Source organism: Micromonospora sp. NPDC051196, from assembly GCF_040682415.1.
In the GTDB taxonomy this organism is placed as follows: Bacteria; Actinomycetota; Actinomycetes; order Mycobacteriales; family Micromonosporaceae; genus Micromonospora.
This window is the reverse complement of sequence record NZ_JBFBAY010000008.1, coordinates 119,348-135,034: the sequence shown is the minus strand read 5'-3', so window position 1 is coordinate 135,034 and position 15,687 is coordinate 119,348. Positions and strand designations below refer to the sequence as shown.

The window sequence follows — 15,687 nt, the reverse complement described above, 5'->3', positions numbered from 1 at the left end:
CTCCTGATCGACGTCCTGACCGACTGTTGGGTGTCGCCGCCGGGGCGGCTGCCGTAGCCGCCGTGCGGGCCGGCCTCGACCCCGAGGCGCGAATTGCCGCGCCACGGTCATTCGACGGTACACCGTGCGAGACGGATGTGAGCTGGCGAGCCCAGCACTTACGCGCACGGCGAACCTGGGAGTCGACCGGCGTGGCCGGGAGCGGAGCTCCCCACCACCGTGCTCAACGGTAGCCCGAACAGCTGAAAGCCGGCTGTACGTCGTACGGGGTGGCGACCGGGCCGGGCCGGAGCACCGGACCAGCCGCAGGCCGGTCAGGAGCGGGCGTACACCTCTGGCTTGAGTACGCCGACGTACGGCAGCTCGCGGTACCGCTCGCCGAAGTCGAGACCGTATCCGACGACGAACTCGGTCGGGATGTCGAAGCCGACGTACTTGACCGGCACCGTCACCTTGACCGCGTCCGGCTTGCGGAACAGCGCGACCACCTCGACGCTGGCCGCCGAGCGGGACTCCAGGTAACGCAGCAACCAGGAGAGGGTCAGCCCGGAGTCGACGATGTCCTCCACGACGACGACGTGCCGGCCCGCGATGTCCCGGTCGAGGTCCTTGAGGATGCGCACCACGCCGGAGGAGGTGGTGCCCTGCCCGTACGAGGAGATGGCCATGAAGTCCAACTCCGCGGGCGGACCCTGTCGGCCGAGCGCCCGGGCGAAGTCGGCCATGAACATGACCGCCCCCTTGAGCACGCAGACGAGCAGCAGCCCGTCGGTGACGTGGGCGTGGTCCGCGGAGACCTGCTTGGCCAGTTCCGCGGTCTTCTCGCGGATCTGTGCCTCGGAAATGATCACGTGGTCGATGTCGGCGTCGTACCAGGAGCCGTCAGCCATGACCCTAGCCTGCCGTACGCCCTGGGTGGGTTGTCGGCGGGGCCGCCCCTTTGTGGGGCGACCCCGGCCGGGGTTTTCCGACGAAGCCGACCAATCACCTCAGCAGGGGCGGGATCGCCATCGACGACCTCCGTCCGACGGCTTCCAGTCGGCCGAGTCGCGGCTGTCGGTGGTCAGGCCGGCGGCCGAGGCTGCGGCGAGGGAGAGCAGGAGGAACAGCACGAAAAGGAACTCCATGGCGGCGCTCGCTTTCACAGGATTGCTGGTGGTTTGTCGCCGCCGGTGCGCACCGGACATCCATCAGTCTGCGCGTCACACCACAGGTCGAACAGTGGCAGCAATGCCACCCATCCTCGATTTTCCGCCACCGGCCGGGTTACCCTCGTCACATGCTGCACTCGGTGGCCGTACTCGTGCTGGATGGCGTCGCTCCGTTCGAGCTGGGTGTACTGGCCGAGGTGTTCGGCACCGACCGCACCGCCGACGGCCTGCCCGGCTACCGGTTCGACGTGTGCAGCCCGCAGGGCGTCGCCGTGCGGACCTCCGCCGGCTTCCAGCTGGTGCCGAACGCCGACCTCGCACCGGTCGAGGAGGCGGACCTGGTGGCGGTCCCTGCCCACCACGGCGACACCGCCGCGCCCCGCGCGGTGCATGACGCGCTGCGCCGGGCCGCCGAGCGCGGGGCGTACCTGTTCAGCGTGTGTACGGGGGCATACCTGCTGGGCGAGGCGGGCCTGCTCGACGGCCGGGAGTGCACGACCCACTGGCGGCACGTCGACGAACTGCAACGCCGGCATCCGAGTGCGCGGGTCCGCTGCAACTCGCTCTACGTCCAGGACGGCCGGCTGATCACCAGCGCGGGCACCGCGGCCGGCATCGACGCCTGCCTGCATCTGGTACGCCAGGAGCACGGCTCGGCCACCGCCACCCGGCTGGCCCGGCGGATGGTGGTGCCACCGCACCGCGACGGCGGACAGTCCCAGTACGTCGAGGCGCCGATCGCGAAGGCACCGGAGGCCCCGACCCTGGAGCCGGTGCTGGAGTGGCTGATCGGTCGGCTGGACCAGCAGCTCACGGTCGACGAGCTGGCCGCCCGGGCCGGCATGGCGCCGCGCACGTTCGCCCGCCGGTTCCGCGCCGAGACGGGCACCACCCCGCACGACTGGCTGACCAACCAGCGGATCCTGCTGGCCCGGCGGCTGCTGGAGGAGACCGGGCTGACCGTGGACGAGGTCGCCGACCGGGCCGGCTTCGGTAACGCCGCCGCCCTACGCCACCACTTCACCCGCCGGGTCGGTGCCACCCCGAACGCCTACCGGGTCACCTTCCGCGATCGCGTCCCCACCGGCTGACCTCAGCGGGGCGCCGACAGCAGGCGGTCGGCCTGGCGTACCACCCGCACTCCGCCCGGCAGGTACGCCGCGCCCTGGCCCCGCCAGGCGGTGACCAGGGCGTCGAGCGCGGCGATGTGCCGGTGGGAAAGCGCGGCCGGCGACGCGCCCAACTCGTGGGCCCAGGTGCGCAGCACCCGGCCGCGTACCGCGCCGGCCAGGTCGGCCAGGGTCTTGGTGGCCAGCCCACCGTCGGGATGCCGTGCCGCGAGCAGCGCCTCGGTCGCCAACTCGTCCAGCACGGCGTTGTCCGCCGCCGCCAGTCGGGCGGTGCGGGCCAGGTTGTCGAGGACACCGGGGCCGAGGGCCTGGACCAACGCCGGTAACACCTCGGCCCGAACCCGGGAACGGGCGTACGCGGGGTCGAGGTTGTGCGGGTCCTCCCACGGCGTCAGGCGCAGCGCCGCGCACGCCGCCCGGGTCTGCCCACGGCTGATCTCCAGCAGTGGCCGCACCAGGGACACTCCGTCCAGATCCCGGCGCGGCGGCATTCCCGCCAGCCCGCGCGGGCCGGCGCCCCGGGCCAGCGCGAGCAGCACCGTCTCGGCCTGGTCGTCGCGGGTGTGACCGGTTAGCAGGGCGGTGGCGCGATGCCGCCGGGCCACTTCGACCAGCGCCTGGTAGCGGGCCTCGCGGGCCGCCGCCTCGGGACCCCCGCCCCGGCCGGCGACCTCGACCCGGACCACCTCCACGGGGGTCAGACCGGCCTGTTCCGCCCAGCGGGCCACCGTCTCGGCCCGCTCGGCCGACCCGGTCTGCAAACCGTGGTCGACCGTCACCAGACCGGCGGCTCGGCCTGCTCGGGGCGCCACGAACGCGACGGCGGCAGCCAAGGCGAGCGAGTCGGCGCCTCCGGAACAGGCGACCAACACCGGCCCGTCCGCCGACAGTTCGGCCAGCGCGCGGCGAACCGCGACCCGGATCGCGGCGACCGGCGGGGAGATCGCGGCCATCGGCGCCGCCTCAGTCTGCGGGCGGTACCGGCCCGACCGGGCCGTGAACCCGCGCCACCCAGGCGTCCGGTTCGCTCAACTCGGTCAGGCGGGGCAGGGTCAGCGGCGATTCGAAGATCCGGTTGAAGCCGGCCATGCCGACCCGGTCGACCACCGCGTGCACGAACTTGCGGCCCTCGGCGTACTGCCGCATCTTGACGTCGATGCCGATCAACCGGCGGACGGTCTTCTCGACCGGGTTGCCGGCCTCCCGGCGCCGGTTGAACCCGGCCCGGATCCGCTCGACGCTCGGAATGACCTGCGGGCCGACGCCGTCCATCACGAACTCGGCGTGCCCCTCCAGCAGGGTCATCAACGCGGTCAACCGGTCCAGCACCGCCCGCTGCCCGGGGGTCTGCACGATGTCCAGCACACTGGACCGGCTCTGCGGGTTGCGAACCACGTCGGCGAGGGTGCCGACACCCCGGCGCAGCCGGTCGAGCAGGTGCTCCCCGCCCTGCGCGGCGTCCACGAACGCCTGCACCTCACCGAGGAAGTAGCCCCGCATCCACGGCACGGCAGTGAACTGCGTCCGGTGGGTCACCTCGTGCAGACAGACCCAGAGCCGGAAGTCGCGGGGGTCGGCCTGCAACTTGCGCTCCACCTCGACGATGTTCGGCGCGACGAGCAGCAACTGGCCCGGGTCGGCCGAGAAGACCTCGTACTGGCCGAGCACCCGGCCGGACAGGTACGCCAGCACGGTGCCCGCCTGAACCCCGGTGACCCGGGACCCGATCGCCTCGGTCAGTGCACCTGGTTGCTTGTCCGGCGCCAGCCGACCGACCAGCGGTGTGATCACCTCGCGCAGGCCGGCGATGTTGGTGGCGGCCCAGTCCCGCCGGTCGACCACCCGCACCGGCGGATGGGCCACCTGCGACGTGAGACCGGTGTAGTCGGCGACGTGCCCGGCCGCCTCGTCGGTCAACCGGCGCAGGTCGGCAACCACCTCGGTGGCCTCGTCGTACGACACCCGGGGGCCCGTCTTGCCCAGAGCCCCCGCGGTCGCGACGGCCAGATCCCAGTCCACGAACTGCGCCATGCCACCCACCGTACCCGCGCCGGAACACCCGTCCACGCCCTCGGCGGCGGTACGGGTCAGCGGCAGCCGCAGGTGGCCAGGGCGGCGGCGATCCGGTCGAGTGCCCCGCGAGCCGGTTCCATCCCGTCCGCCGGCACCCGGTCGGTGAGCACGGCGAAGGTGAGCGGCCGGCCCTCAGCCGTCGTCACCACCCCCGCGATGGCATGCACCCCGGTCAACGTGCCGGTCTTGGCGCGGACCGTCCCGGCCCCGGCGGCGGTGCCGGGCACCGAGCCGTAACGGTCCCGCAGGGTGCCCGACCAGCCGCCGACCGGGAGTCCACCGAAGATGCCGCCGAGTTCGGGGCGGTCCGGACTGGCCGCAAGGGCCAGCAGTTCGGTCAGCAAGGTGGGGCTGATCAGATTCCGCCGGGACAGGCCACTGCCGTCGGCGAGGGCCAGGCCCCCGGTCGGCAGGCCCAGGTCGGACAGCACGTCGGTCATCGCCGAGGCGGCACCGGCGAACGAGGCCGGACGGCCGCGCGTCAGGGCGACCTGGCGGGCCAGTGCCTCGCCGACGATGTTGTCGCTTTCGCTGATCATGATGTCGACCAACCGGATCAGGGGCGGCGACTGCACCATCCCCAGTTCGGCACCGGGGCCGGTGGTGGTGCCGGCCGGCGCACCGGTGGCCTCGGTCGGCGGCGCCGGAGCGGTGCCGCCGCGCACCGCGCTCTCCGGTACGCCGAGCAGCCGGGCGAACGTTCGGCCGGCGGTGAGGTCCGGCTGGGTGACCCGCTCGGCCCAACCCTGGCCGGCCTTCGGGTCCTTGCGCGCACCGTCGAGCATCAGCGCGGTAATCGGGGCGCCGTATCCGCCGGTGGGGATGTCGTCGTCCCAGCCCGGCTCCAACTCGGGACCGGAATAGAGCGAGGAGTCGACGACGACCCGGGTCGGCGCGGTCCCGCCCATCGCGGTACGTACCTGCTCGGCGAGGTCTTTCAGGCTGGCGGCGCCGGGATAGAAGCCCTTGGCGTCCGCCGCCAACGTCGGGTCCCCGCCGCCGACGAGCACCACCTCACCCGGTTGCATGCCGGAAACGGCTTTTGTCGGGATCCGATAGCCGGGGCCCCGGGCGGTGAGTACGGTCACCGCGGTCAACAGCTTCGTCACCGACGCCGGCACGGTGCCCGCCCCGCCACCCCGCTCGAACAACTGCTGCCCGGTCAGCGCGTCGGTCACCGCCACGTTGACCCGGCCGCCGAGCGCGGTGTCGGCGATCAGCGGATCTAGCACGGCTCGCAGCCCATCGGTGTCGGGCATCGGCGCGGCGATGTCGGTGCCGGCCAGCACAGCGACCGGCGACGGCTCCGCCGGTTCGGCGCTGGGTGCGGCGGGGTCGTCGGCCAGCCACCGCTCGACCGGACCGGGACGCACCACGACCAGCCCCACCACGGCCAGCACCAGGACCAGCACGGCGGCGAGGAGTATCGGCAGCCGGCGGCGCGGCGCCGGCTGGGGCGGCTCCGGGGGTACGCCGGACGGAGCGTTCGGCGTACTTCCGATGGGCCCGCTCGACGGCGGGCCGGCCGCCATGGTCGGGCCCGCGGCGGCGCCGACCGTCAAGGGCTGGGTCCGTTCCGCCGGATCCAGCCCGGACCCGGCGGCGGGACTGGTCGGGGTGGCCGGCTGCGGCCGGAGGATCTGCGCTTCCGGCACCGGCACCCGCCCGGCCGCCGGCTTGGTGGGCGGTTGGCGGGAAACGCCGTCACCTGCACCGTCGGGTCGATAGTGTGAATCTTCCCTCCCCACGACCCCCTCCTCCCCCACCCGGATCCGGCCTGGGTGACACTACTTCGGTCCGAAGACTATGCGGCGGCCGGAGTCGGCGGGCGGGTATTCGCCTGTCCGGGGTGCGGCCGCCGGTTCCGTCAAGCCAGCGTGGGCGAACGAGGAGCGTGCAGATGGATTTCGACGTCACGGTTGAGATCCCGAAAGGTCACCGCAACAAGTACGAGGTGGACCACGTGACCGGCCGCATCAGGCTGGACCGCACCCTCTTCACCTCCACGCAGTACCCGGCCGACTACGGCTTCATCGAGGGCACCCTGGGCGAGGACGGCGACCCACTGGACGCGCTGGTGCTGGTTCCCGAGCCGACCTTCCCGGGCTGCCTGATCCGCTGCCGCACCATCGGCATGTTCCGGATGACCGACGAAAAGGGCGGCGACGACAAGGTCCTCTGCGTGCCGTACGAGGACCCGCGCCAGGAGCACCTGCGCGACATCCACCACCTCGGCGAGTTCGACCGGCTGGAGATCCAGCACTTCTTCGAGGTGTACAAGGACCTGGAGCCGGGCAAGTCGGTCGAGGGCGCGACCTGGGTGGGGCGTACCGAGGCCGAGGCCGAGATCCAGGCGTCGTACCGGCGGGCCCGGGAGGCCGCCGAGCGCGGCGAGTCCACGCACTGACGGACGCATCCGACAGCCCGGGTCCTGCTCAGCCGAGCAGGCCCCGGGCTTGTTCGTAGAGGCCGAGCACGGCGCAGGCGATCGGCACCACGGAGACCACCAACGCGGTGTCGGTGAGGTCGGCGAGCCGACCGAGGTACGGGGACACCGGGCGACGGGCGTACGTGGTGCCACCGGCCACGACCAACAGGGCGACCAGCAGGCCGCCGGCTGCCAGGACCAGCTGACCGCGCTCCCCCGCCCCGCCGGCCAGGTCCGCGCCGAGGAGCACGTACCCGGCCAGGCCGGCGAGCACGGGTGGCACCCGGTGGCGTACGGCCACGAACAGACGGGCGCGCAGCAGCAGCACCGCCGCGCTCACCGCGACGAGCAGCCGGCCGGCCGTACCGGAGCCGCTGAGCACCAACGCGGCGACCCCCGCCAGCAGGCCGTGCCCGATCAGCATCCCGGTCAGCATCTCCTCGGTGCGTGCCACCGCCGCGTACACCCGGCTGCGGTCCGGGAGGTCCCGCACCCCGTCCGGGTCGTCCGGCGCACCGGTGGGCAGGGTGATCGGCGGCAACGGAACCTTGCCCAACCGGATGGCCAGCAGGGGGATGGCCCCGATCCCGAAGGCCAGCACGCAGAGCAACACGGCCGCGATACCGGCCGGGGTGAGCCACAGCCCGCCGAGCGCGACCGGCACGCCGACTGCGCCGACCACCACCCCTGCCACGAAGATCCGCAACCGGGAGGCCACCCCGAACAACCCGAGCACCGAGGCCAGCAGCAGCGCCACCGAGGCGGCCAACAGCTCCGGGGCGCCGATCCAGCGCAGCGGGCCGAACGGACCGACCGAATCGCCCGAGCCGACGGCGAGGGCGCCGGCCGCCGCCGCGAACGGCAGCGCGTACCCGCCGAGGATGGCCCCGGCCTGGCCGTCTCCCTGCGCCCGGGACAGCACCGTGCCCGCCAACACGAGCAGCGCCGCCATCAGGCTCGCCGCGAGCCAACCGGCCGGATGACCCGGGCCGCCCGCGAGGAGGGCGCGCAGGCCGACAGCGAGCGGAACGGCCGCTGCGCCCAACGCGGCAGCCCGGGTGGCGGCGGGCGACCAGGCACCACCGCGACGTCGGGCACCGTCGGCGATCGCCTCGACCACGTCGTCGTACTCCAGTTCCGGCCACTGCACGCTGGCCGGCACCAGGTGCAGCACCTCCCCGTCGCGGACGCTCTGGGCGAGCAGGGCCTGCCCGGCTGTCAGCACCGTGCCGTCGGCCCGTCGCAGCAGCCATCCGCCGTGGCGCTCCCCGTCGTCGGCCAAACCTTCGCCCGCGTGGCGTAGCACTTCCGGCAGCAGTTCGGCGAGCGGCACCTGCTCCGGCAGGGCCACGTCGACCCGCCGTTGGGGCGCGCTGACGGTGATCCGGGTCAGCCCGACTGTCATCGACCGACCTCCATGATGAGCGGGGCGACGGCTGCGCGAACGTGAGGACTTTACCTACGATGAGCCAGCTTCGGGTTACCGAGCGCGGTCAGGAGGTCGAGTGTCCACTGTCGTCATCCGGCGGCCACCCCGGCGTCCGGCACCGCAGATCCCGGTGGGCGAGCTGCCGGTGGAGGCGCCACCGGAGATCCCCGCCGGCACCGGTGGACGCTGGCACCAGATGTTGATGGTGCTGCCGATGCTGGGCGGCACCGTCGCCATGGCGATGATGTTCGGCCGGGGCGGCGGCGCCTACTCGTACGTGGTGGGCGCCATGTTCGGGCTCTCCTCGCTGGCCATGCTGGTCACCTCCTGGGGCAGCGCCTCGGGCAGCCCGAGGAAGTCCGAGATGATGGCGGCCCGCCGGGAGTACCTGCGACACCTGGCGACGTTGCGGCGCCAGGTGCGGCAGGCCTCGGCACGGCAGCGGGCCGGGCTCTGTTACCGCCACCCGGACCCGGGGCTGCTCTGGTCGACGGTGGACAGCCACCGGGTGTGGGAGCGGCGACCCGTCGACCCGGATTTCGCCGTGGTACGGGTCGCGGTCGGGCCGCAGACCCTGGCCACGCCGCTGGTCCCGCCGGTGACCCGTCCGTTGGAGGAGCTGGAACCGATGACGGCCGGCGCGCTACGCCGGTTCCTCGACGCGTACTCGGTGGTGCCCGACCTGCCGGTGGCGCTGTCGCTGCGCAGTTTCGCCCGGGTGTTCGTCCGCGGCACACCGGCCGCGAACACCGGTTCGCCCACCGCGCAGGCCCTGGTCCGGGCGATGCTCACCCAGCTCGCGGTGTTCCACGCCCCGGACGAACTTCTCATCGCCGTCTGTGCCGGGCCGGAACGGCGCAACCTCTGGGAGTGGACCAAGTGGCTGCCACACGTCCAGCACCCGACGCGCAGCGACGCCCTCGGCCCGGTACGACTGGTGACCAGTTCGGCGGTGGAGTTGGAGCGACTGCTCGACGAGGTGCTGGCCAGCCGCTCCCGGTTCAGCCCGGCCGGGCCCGCCACCGACGGGCCGCACCTGGTCGTCGTGCTGGACGGCGGCGACCTCACCGGCGCCACCGAGTTGGCGGGTGACGGCGGCATCGACGCGGTCACCCTGATCGATCTGGACACTCCGCCACCCCGACTGCTGGACCGGTTCGCGCTGCTGCTGCAGATGCGCGGCGGCCGGCTGTATTCACACTCGGCGGACGAGGCCGCCGAGGTCGGCACCGCCGACACCCTGAGCATCGCCGAGGCCGAGGCGGTGGCCCGCCGGCTGGCGCCGTTACGCCTGGCCGCCGTCACGGGCGGCAAGGACGCGGTACCCGGTGTCGAGCCGGGGCTGCCGGAGCTGCTCGGCATCGGCGACCCGACGGGCTTCACCGCCGAGCAGGGCTGGATCCCCCGGTCGGCACGTGAGCGCCTGCGGGTGCCGATCGGTGTCGGCGTCGACGGCGGCGCGATCGAGCTGGACCTGAAGGAGTCGGCGCAGGACGGCATGGGTCCGCACGGGCTGCTCATCGGTGCCACCGGCTCCGGCAAGTCCGAGTTGCTGCGTACGTTGGTGCTCGGGCTCGCCGCCACCCACTCCTCGGAGCAGCTCAACTTCGTGCTGGTCGACTTCAAGGGCGGAGCGACGTTCGCCTCCTTCGACCGGCTGCCGCACACCGCAGCCGTGATCACCAACCTGGCTGACGCGCTGCCACTGGTCGACCGCATGGTCGATGCGATCAACGGCGAGTTGGTACGCCGGCAGGAGCTGCTGCGCCGGGCCGGCAATTTCGCCAGTCTGCGCGACTACGAACGGGCCCGAGCGGCCGGCAGCCCGCTGGCCCCACTGCCGTCCCTGCTGTTGATCTGTGACGAGTTCTCCGAACTGCTCTCGGCCAAGCCCGATTTCATCGACCTCTTCGTCCAGATCGGCCGGCTGGGCCGGTCCCTCGGCGTGCACCTGCTGCTCGCGAGCCAGCGTCTGGAGGAGGGGCGGCTGCGGGGTCTCGACACCCACCTGTCGTACCGGATCGGTCTGCGTACCTTCTCCTCGCTGGAGTCCCGCACCGTGCTCGGGGTGCCGGACGCCCACGAACTGCCCCGCTCGCCGGGGCACGGCTACCTGCGCTTCGGCACCGAGCCGTTGCTGCGTTTCAAGGCCGCGTACGTCTCCGGGCCGGTTCGTCGACGGGGAGCGGCGGCTTCGTCGGCCAGCCCGGAACGGCCCCGGCTGATCGCCTTCTCCACCCACTTCACACCCGCTCCGCAGCCACCCGTACCGGCCGTCACCGCCGAGCCGGACGAGGAGAACGGCCAGACCCTGCTCGACCTGCTGGTCGGCCGGCTCGCCGGGCAGGGGCCGCCGGCCCATCAGGTGTGGCTGCCGCCGCTGGACGGCGCACCTGCCCTGGACGAGTTGGTCGGACCGCTCACGACCGATCCCGACCGGGGCCTGACGTTCGGCAATCCGGAACTGCACGGCGCCCTCCAGGTGCCGGTGGCGGTGGTCGACAAGCCGTACGAGCAGCGCCGCGACCTGCTCTGGCTCGCACTGGACGGCGCCGCCGGCCACGTGGCGGTGGTCGGCGGTACGCAGAGCGGCAAGTCAACCGCCCTTCGTACGCTGATCTGTGCACTGGCGCTCACCCACACTCCGGCCGAGGTGCAGGTCTACTGTCTCGATTTCGGCGGCGGCGGGTTGGCTGCGGTGCGCGACCTGCCGCACGTCGGTGGGGTGGTCGGGCGGGCCGATCCGACCGGCGTACGTCGGACGGTGGGTGAGATGGCCACCCTGCTGGCGGACCGGGAACGCGCCTTCGCCGAGTCCGGGGTCGAGTCGATGGCCGCCTGGCGGCAGCGACGTGCGGCCCAACTCGCCGCCGGTGCGCCCGGCGACGATCCGTTCGGTGACGTCTTCCTCGTCGTCGACGGCTGGGCGACCTTGCGGGGCGAGTACGACGACCTGGAACCGCTGATCACCGATCTCGCCACCCGTGGCCTGTCGTACGGCCTGCATGTGGTGGCGACCGCGGTGCGCTGGTTGGACTTCCGCCCGGCCATCCGAGACCTGTTCGGCTCCCGGTTGGAGCTGCGCCTCGGCGATCCGTCCGATTCGCTGGTCGCCCGGCGGGCTGCGGCGGACGTGCCGGAGCAGAACCCGGGTCGGGGCGTCACCGCCGCGAGTCTGCACTTCCTCACCGCGCTGCCACAGTCCACCGGTTCGGACACCGCCGCACTGGTGAAAGAGGTCAACGGGGCCTGGTCCGGCCCGGCCGCACCCCGGGTGCGGCTGCTGCCGGCGGTGCTGCCGTACGCCGACCTGGATTTCGACGCCGCCACCGGGTTGCGCATCCCGGTCGGGATCGCCGAGGCGGACCTGCGCCCGGTCGTCCTCGACTTCACCACCGAGCCGCACTTCGTGGTCTACGGCGACGCCGAGTGCGGCAAGTCGTCGTTCCTGCGCGCCCTGGCCACCACGATCATCACCCGGTTCACCCCGGAACAGGCCCGGGTGATCCTGGTCGACTACCGGCGCAGCCTGCTCGGCGTCATCGAGACACCGCATCTGATCGGGTACGGCACCGCCGCCGCGCACACCGCCGAAGTGGTCGAGTCCGCCGCCGGCTACATGCAGGGCCGCATCCCCGGCCCCGAGGTCAGCCCGGCCCAACTGCGCGACCGGTCGTGGTGGTCCGGCCCGGAGCTGTTCGTCCTGGTCGACGACTACGACCTGGTGGCCAGTGGCCCGGCGAATCCACTGCGGTCACTTGAAGAGCATCTGCCGCACGCCCGGGACGTGGGGCTGCACCTGGTGCTGGTCCGCCGTTCCGGTGGCGCCGGCCGGGCCCAGTACGAGCCGGTCGTCCAGCGGCTGCGCGAACTGTCCACCTCGGGCCTGGTGATGTCGGGCAGCCCGGACGAAGGCGCCCTGGTGGGGCCGGTCCGACCCGGTCCGCTACCGGCCGGACGCGGCCGGCTGTTCACCCGTCGGGAGGGCATCCGCCTGGTCCAACTCGCGTACTTGCCGCCACAGTGACGTGGAGTCCACCGAACGTCCCTGGAAACGGGACGGAACCGGTAATCTCCGATCGTCATGTCTGCTGCGACGAACGGCTGAGAATGTGACCAGGGTGCGGCACAGCGGCCCGCCGGGGCCCCGGCGGTTGGCCGGTCGGGCGATGCTCGCCACGGCGGCCACTGCGGTGTCGGCTGTCGTCGCGGTGGTGCCGGCCGCCGCCGTGCCGGTCAGCCCGGCCCTCGCCGTGCCGGTGGCGTACGCGCCCGGGGACGTGACCGACCGCGCCGACCAGATCCGCGACGAACAGTGGCAGCTCGACAGACTCGGCGCGCAGATCGCGTGGCGCACGTCGACCGGCCGGGGTGTGACCGTGGCGGTCATCGATTCCGGGGTGGACGGTTCCCATCCGGATCTGATCGGGCGGGTGCTGCCCGGGATCGACCTGGTCTCGCCGGACGGGGCGGTTGAGCCGGATCCGGTCGGGCACGGCACGACCGTGGCGGGGCTCATCGCCGGGCGCAACGACGATCGTCAGGGCGTGGTGGGGCTGGCCCCGGACGCCCGGATCCTGCCGGTACGGGTCCTCGACGAGGAGAACCGCTACGACGACGCCCTGATCGTCGCCCAGGGCGTACGGTGGGCGGTCGACAACGGCGCCCAGGTGATCAACCTGTCGCTCGGTGGCAGCGGGGACAGCCCGGCGCTGGCCGCCGCCATCGACTACGCCTTCGCCCGGGACGTGGTGGTCGTCGCCTGTACCGGCAATCTGGCCACCTCACCGGACGCAAAGGTGTGGTATCCGGCCCGCGAGCCGGGCGTGATCGCGGTCTCCGGCCTGGAGCGGGCCAGCAACAACCTGTGGAGCGGCGCGATCACCGGCCGGGCCACCGTCCTGACCGCGCCCGCCAGCGGCCTCGTCGGCGCTCGTCCCCCCACCGGGTACTGGCGGGTGCAGGGCACCAGCTTCGCGGCACCACTGGTCGCCGCCACCGCCGCCCTGGTCCGGTCCCGCTATCCGCAGATGTCCGCCGGCGACGTGGTGAACCGGCTGCTGGTCACCGCGAAGGACATCGGCCCCACCGGTCGTGACGACCGCTTCGGTTACGGGCTGGTCGACCCGATCGCGGCATTGACCGCGGACGTGCCGTTGGTGCAGCACAATCCGCTGGACGACAACGAGGCGCCGGGGGTCACCGGTTTCGGCCCGGCACCGGGCTCGGTCCCGACGGACGATCCGGACGCCGACCAACTCAGCCTCACCGGGCCGCAGCAGGAGACCCGCTGGCGGGCCCGGGCCGCCGGCGCGCAGGATGACGCCGGGTCGGAGCGACTCTGGACCGGGTCGGCGATCCTCGTCGCCCTGCTGACCGGGGCCCTGCTCATGGTGCGCCGCTTCCGGCAGTCGCACCGCTGACCGTCGACGAATCCGTCCGATGCCCGGTACCCGCCTCCGCTTACGGGTACAACCATCGCCGTGGACAGCAATCGGCGCAGCGCCCCGTCGCCCTCGTGGCGGGACCTGAGCCTGCCGCCGGTTCCCGGGTCGCGGCCGAGCCGCATCCCGACCGTCAGCCTGCTGCCGTTCCTGCCGTTCGCCCTGCTCGCCGGGTTGGTGCTGGGCGGTTGGCCGCCGCTGCACCGGCTCGACGTGTCGGTCACCGAACACCTGCACGGGTACGCCGTCGCCCACCCGCTCTGGGTCCGGGTGATGAGCGTGTGGACCGACGCCTTCGCGCCGATGCCGCTGCGCGCCGCAGCGTTGGCCCTGGTGCTCTGGTTGGTGCATCGAGGCGCTCGACGGCTCGCGGTCTGGGTCGTCACGACCATGGTGGTCGGCGGTCTGCTCGGGCCGCTGCTGAAGCTGCTGGTCGGCCGAGCGCGACCGGCGCTGCCGGAGCCCGTGGCGGAGGCGCCCGGACTGGCCTTCCCGTCCGGGCACGCGCTGAACGCGATGCTCGCCGCCGGGGTGCTCGTCGTGGTGTTCCTGCCTCGGCTGCCCGTCCCGGCGCGGGCCGGTCAGCCGGTGAACCGGGCCGAGCCGGTGGCCCGCGCGGCGGTCTGGCTCGGCGCACTGTCGATCGCGCTGGTCACCGGGTTCAGCCGGGTCGCCCTCGGCGTGCACTGGAGCAGTGACGTGCTGGCCGGCTGGCTGCTCGGGTTGACGGTGGTCACCGCCACCACCGCCGCTTCGGGGGTGTGGCCTCGGCCGCCGGCCGAAGGTCGACAACCGGCATCGCAGCGTTGATCGTCAGGTGCACTCGCCGGTGTCGACGCCTCGGGTCCGCTGCGCGCCTTCCAACGCCACCGGACGTGCCTCGGCGGCGGTGACCGCGAAGCCGGTGTTCGGGTCGTCCGCCGCCGCAGCGAAGATCACCCCGAGGACCAGGCCGTTCGAGGAGACCAGCGGCCCGCCGGAGTTGCCGCTGCGCACCAGCGCCCGGATCGTGTAGATCTCCCGGGTCACGTTGCCCGAGGAGTAGATGTCCGGTCCGGTGATCCGGTCGACGTCGCGGACCCGTGCCGACTGGGCGTTGTACGGCCCGTCCAGCGGGAAGCCGAGCACGATGGCATCCGCGCCGGTGGACGCGTTGCCGGCGGCGAACCGCATGGAGGGGCCGGGCAGCCCGGGAACATACAGCACGGCCAGGTCGCGGTCCGGGTCGTAGACGACGACCTCGCCCTCGTACCGGTCGCCGCGCAGCTCCACCGCCACCGAACGGGTGCCGGCGACCACGTGTGCGTTGGTCATCACCCGGTCGTCGGCGTACACGAAACCGGAACCCTCGATGCGGCGGGAGCAACTCGGGGCGGAGCCCAGCACCTTGACCACGGAACGCTGACCGCTGGCCACCACCTCGGAGCCGGCCAGCGCCGGGTCGGGGGGTTCGACCTGCCGGGCCTGAGTACGCCGCAGGCCGTCGAAGACGTCCGGGAACCCGTTCGTGTCGACGGTGTCGCGTAGCGCGGTGGAGAGCTGCTGCGCCTGGTCGGGCAACACCTGGTCGACCACGTTGAGTAGGGCACTGCTGCGTACCGAAGCAGCCAGCCAGGGCAGCGACGAGGAGCCCAGCGGCACCGCGACGAGCCAGGCGACCAGCAGCACGGCGAAGAGCGATACGAAGGCGCCGCCGACATCGTCGACCCGCCGGGCCACGTCACTGTTGATCGTGCGGCGCAGGTGCGACCCGAGCCAGCCGGCGAGCGCCTGACCGACCACGGCCAGTCCGAAGATGGCGACCAGTGAGACCAGCACCCGAGTGCCGCTGTCGACGAACTGCTGCGCGAACATCGGCCCGATCTGGAGCCCGATCAGGGCGCCCAGGAAGAACCCGGAGAACGACAGCACCCCGATGACGAAACCCTGTCGGTATCCGCTGATCGCGAACACGAGCATGAGCATGAGCAGGACGAGATCCACGGCCGACACGGCTCAAGCGTACGGGCCGAAGGCTCACGGAATGACGATC

Annotated in this window: 12 protein-coding genes; 5 read left to right on the top strand and 7 right to left on the bottom strand. The window is 72.7% G+C overall.

What is annotated here, in order from left to right:
* Positions 1-314: 314 nt before the first annotated feature.
* Both hpt and AB0M35_RS17500 read right to left on the bottom strand, forming a co-directional pair.
* The gene (gene hpt / locus AB0M35_RS17505; protein ID WP_363746413.1) at positions 315-890 is read right to left on the bottom strand and encodes a hypoxanthine phosphoribosyltransferase; all 576 of its coding nucleotides are present in this window, start codon (positions 888-890) and stop codon (positions 315-317) included.
* A 99-nt stretch (positions 891-989) separates the two neighbouring features.
* A complete protein-coding gene (locus AB0M35_RS17500; RefSeq protein ID WP_363746411.1) occupies positions 990-1,127 on the bottom strand; it encodes a hypothetical protein in 138 nt (45 codons plus the stop codon).
* A gap of 152 nt (positions 1,128-1,279) precedes the next feature.
* On the opposite strand from AB0M35_RS17500, the gene AB0M35_RS17495 reads away from it, so the two are divergent.
* Positions 1,280-2,242: a helix-turn-helix domain-containing protein gene (locus AB0M35_RS17495; RefSeq protein WP_363746409.1), complete on the top strand. Its 963-nt coding sequence runs from the start codon at positions 1,280-1,282 to the stop codon at positions 2,240-2,242.
* Positions 2,243-2,244: 2 nt separating this feature from the next.
* On the opposite strand, the gene tilS is transcribed toward AB0M35_RS17495, so the two are convergent.
* From tilS to dacB, 3 genes are read right to left on the bottom strand one after another with little or no spacing between them, the layout of a single operon-like run.
* Positions 2,245-3,234, bottom strand: a complete 990-nt coding sequence (tilS, locus tag AB0M35_RS17490) for a tRNA lysidine(34) synthetase TilS (RefSeq protein WP_363746407.1) — start codon at positions 3,232-3,234, stop codon at positions 2,245-2,247.
* Positions 3,235-3,244: 10 nt separating this feature from the next.
* Positions 3,245-4,312: a zinc-dependent metalloprotease gene (locus AB0M35_RS17485; RefSeq protein WP_363746405.1), complete on the bottom strand. Its 1,068-nt coding sequence runs from the start codon at positions 4,310-4,312 to the stop codon at positions 3,245-3,247.
* Between the two features lie 56 nt (positions 4,313-4,368).
* On the bottom strand, positions 4,369-6,102 hold the full coding sequence (gene dacB, locus AB0M35_RS17480) for a D-alanyl-D-alanine carboxypeptidase/D-alanyl-D-alanine-endopeptidase (protein WP_363746403.1): 1,734 nt from the start codon (positions 6,100-6,102) through the stop codon (positions 4,369-4,371).
* A 152-nt stretch (positions 6,103-6,254) separates the two neighbouring features.
* On the opposite strand from dacB, the gene AB0M35_RS17475 reads away from it, so the two are divergent.
* A complete protein-coding gene (locus AB0M35_RS17475; protein ID WP_013736295.1) occupies positions 6,255-6,761 on the top strand; it encodes an inorganic diphosphatase in 507 nt (168 codons plus the stop codon).
* Between the two features lie 28 nt (positions 6,762-6,789).
* Here the strand turns inward: AB0M35_RS17475 and eccD are convergent, their stop codons facing one another.
* Complete coding sequence (gene eccD / locus AB0M35_RS17470) at positions 6,790-8,187, bottom strand: type VII secretion integral membrane protein EccD (protein WP_363746401.1); 1,398 nt, start codon at positions 8,185-8,187, stop codon at positions 6,790-6,792.
* A gap of 100 nt (positions 8,188-8,287) precedes the next feature.
* On the opposite strand from eccD, the gene eccCa reads away from it, so the two are divergent.
* From eccCa to AB0M35_RS17455, 3 genes are all read left to right on the top strand, one after another.
* Positions 8,288-12,238, top strand: coding sequence for a type VII secretion protein EccCa (gene eccCa / locus AB0M35_RS17465; protein ID WP_363746399.1), 3,951 nt, complete (start codon positions 8,288-8,290; stop codon positions 12,236-12,238).
* Positions 12,239-12,380: 142 nt separating this feature from the next.
* Positions 12,381-13,634, top strand: a complete 1,254-nt coding sequence (gene mycP, locus AB0M35_RS17460) for a type VII secretion-associated serine protease mycosin (RefSeq protein WP_363746716.1) — start codon at positions 12,381-12,383, stop codon at positions 13,632-13,634.
* 144 nt (positions 13,635-13,778) lie between these two features.
* The gene (locus AB0M35_RS17455) at positions 13,779-14,465 is read left to right on the top strand and encodes a phosphatase PAP2 family protein (RefSeq protein ID WP_363746714.1); all 687 of its coding nucleotides are present in this window, start codon (positions 13,779-13,781) and stop codon (positions 14,463-14,465) included.
* A gap of 3 nt (positions 14,466-14,468) precedes the next feature.
* On the opposite strand, the gene AB0M35_RS17450 is transcribed toward AB0M35_RS17455, so the two are convergent.
* The gene (locus AB0M35_RS17450) at positions 14,469-15,647 is read right to left on the bottom strand and encodes a MarP family serine protease (RefSeq protein ID WP_363746397.1); all 1,179 of its coding nucleotides are present in this window, start codon (positions 15,645-15,647) and stop codon (positions 14,469-14,471) included.
* Positions 15,648-15,687 lie beyond the last annotated feature (40 nt).

Coding starts and splice junctions, on each gene's coding strand:
- hpt (WP_363746413.1), bottom strand. CDS start 890: ATGGCTGACGGCTCCTGGTACGACGCCGACATCGACCACGTGATCATT.
- AB0M35_RS17500 (WP_363746411.1), bottom strand. CDS start 1,127: ATGGAGTTCCTTTTCGTGCTGTTCCTCCTGCTCTCCCTCGCCGCAGCC.
- AB0M35_RS17495 (WP_363746409.1), top strand. CDS start 1,280: ATGCTGCACTCGGTGGCCGTACTCGTGCTGGATGGCGTCGCTCCGTTC.
- tilS (WP_363746407.1), bottom strand. CDS start 3,234: ATGGCCGCGATCTCCCCGCCGGTCGCCGCGATCCGGGTCGCGGTTCGC.
- AB0M35_RS17485 (WP_363746405.1), bottom strand. CDS start 4,312: ATGGCGCAGTTCGTGGACTGGGATCTGGCCGTCGCGACCGCGGGGGCT.
- AB0M35_RS17475 (WP_013736295.1), top strand. CDS start 6,255: ATGGATTTCGACGTCACGGTTGAGATCCCGAAAGGTCACCGCAACAAG.
- eccD (WP_363746401.1), bottom strand. CDS start 8,187: ATGACAGTCGGGCTGACCCGGATCACCGTCAGCGCGCCCCAACGGCGG.
- mycP (WP_363746716.1), top strand. CDS start 12,381: ATGCTCGCCACGGCGGCCACTGCGGTGTCGGCTGTCGTCGCGGTGGTG.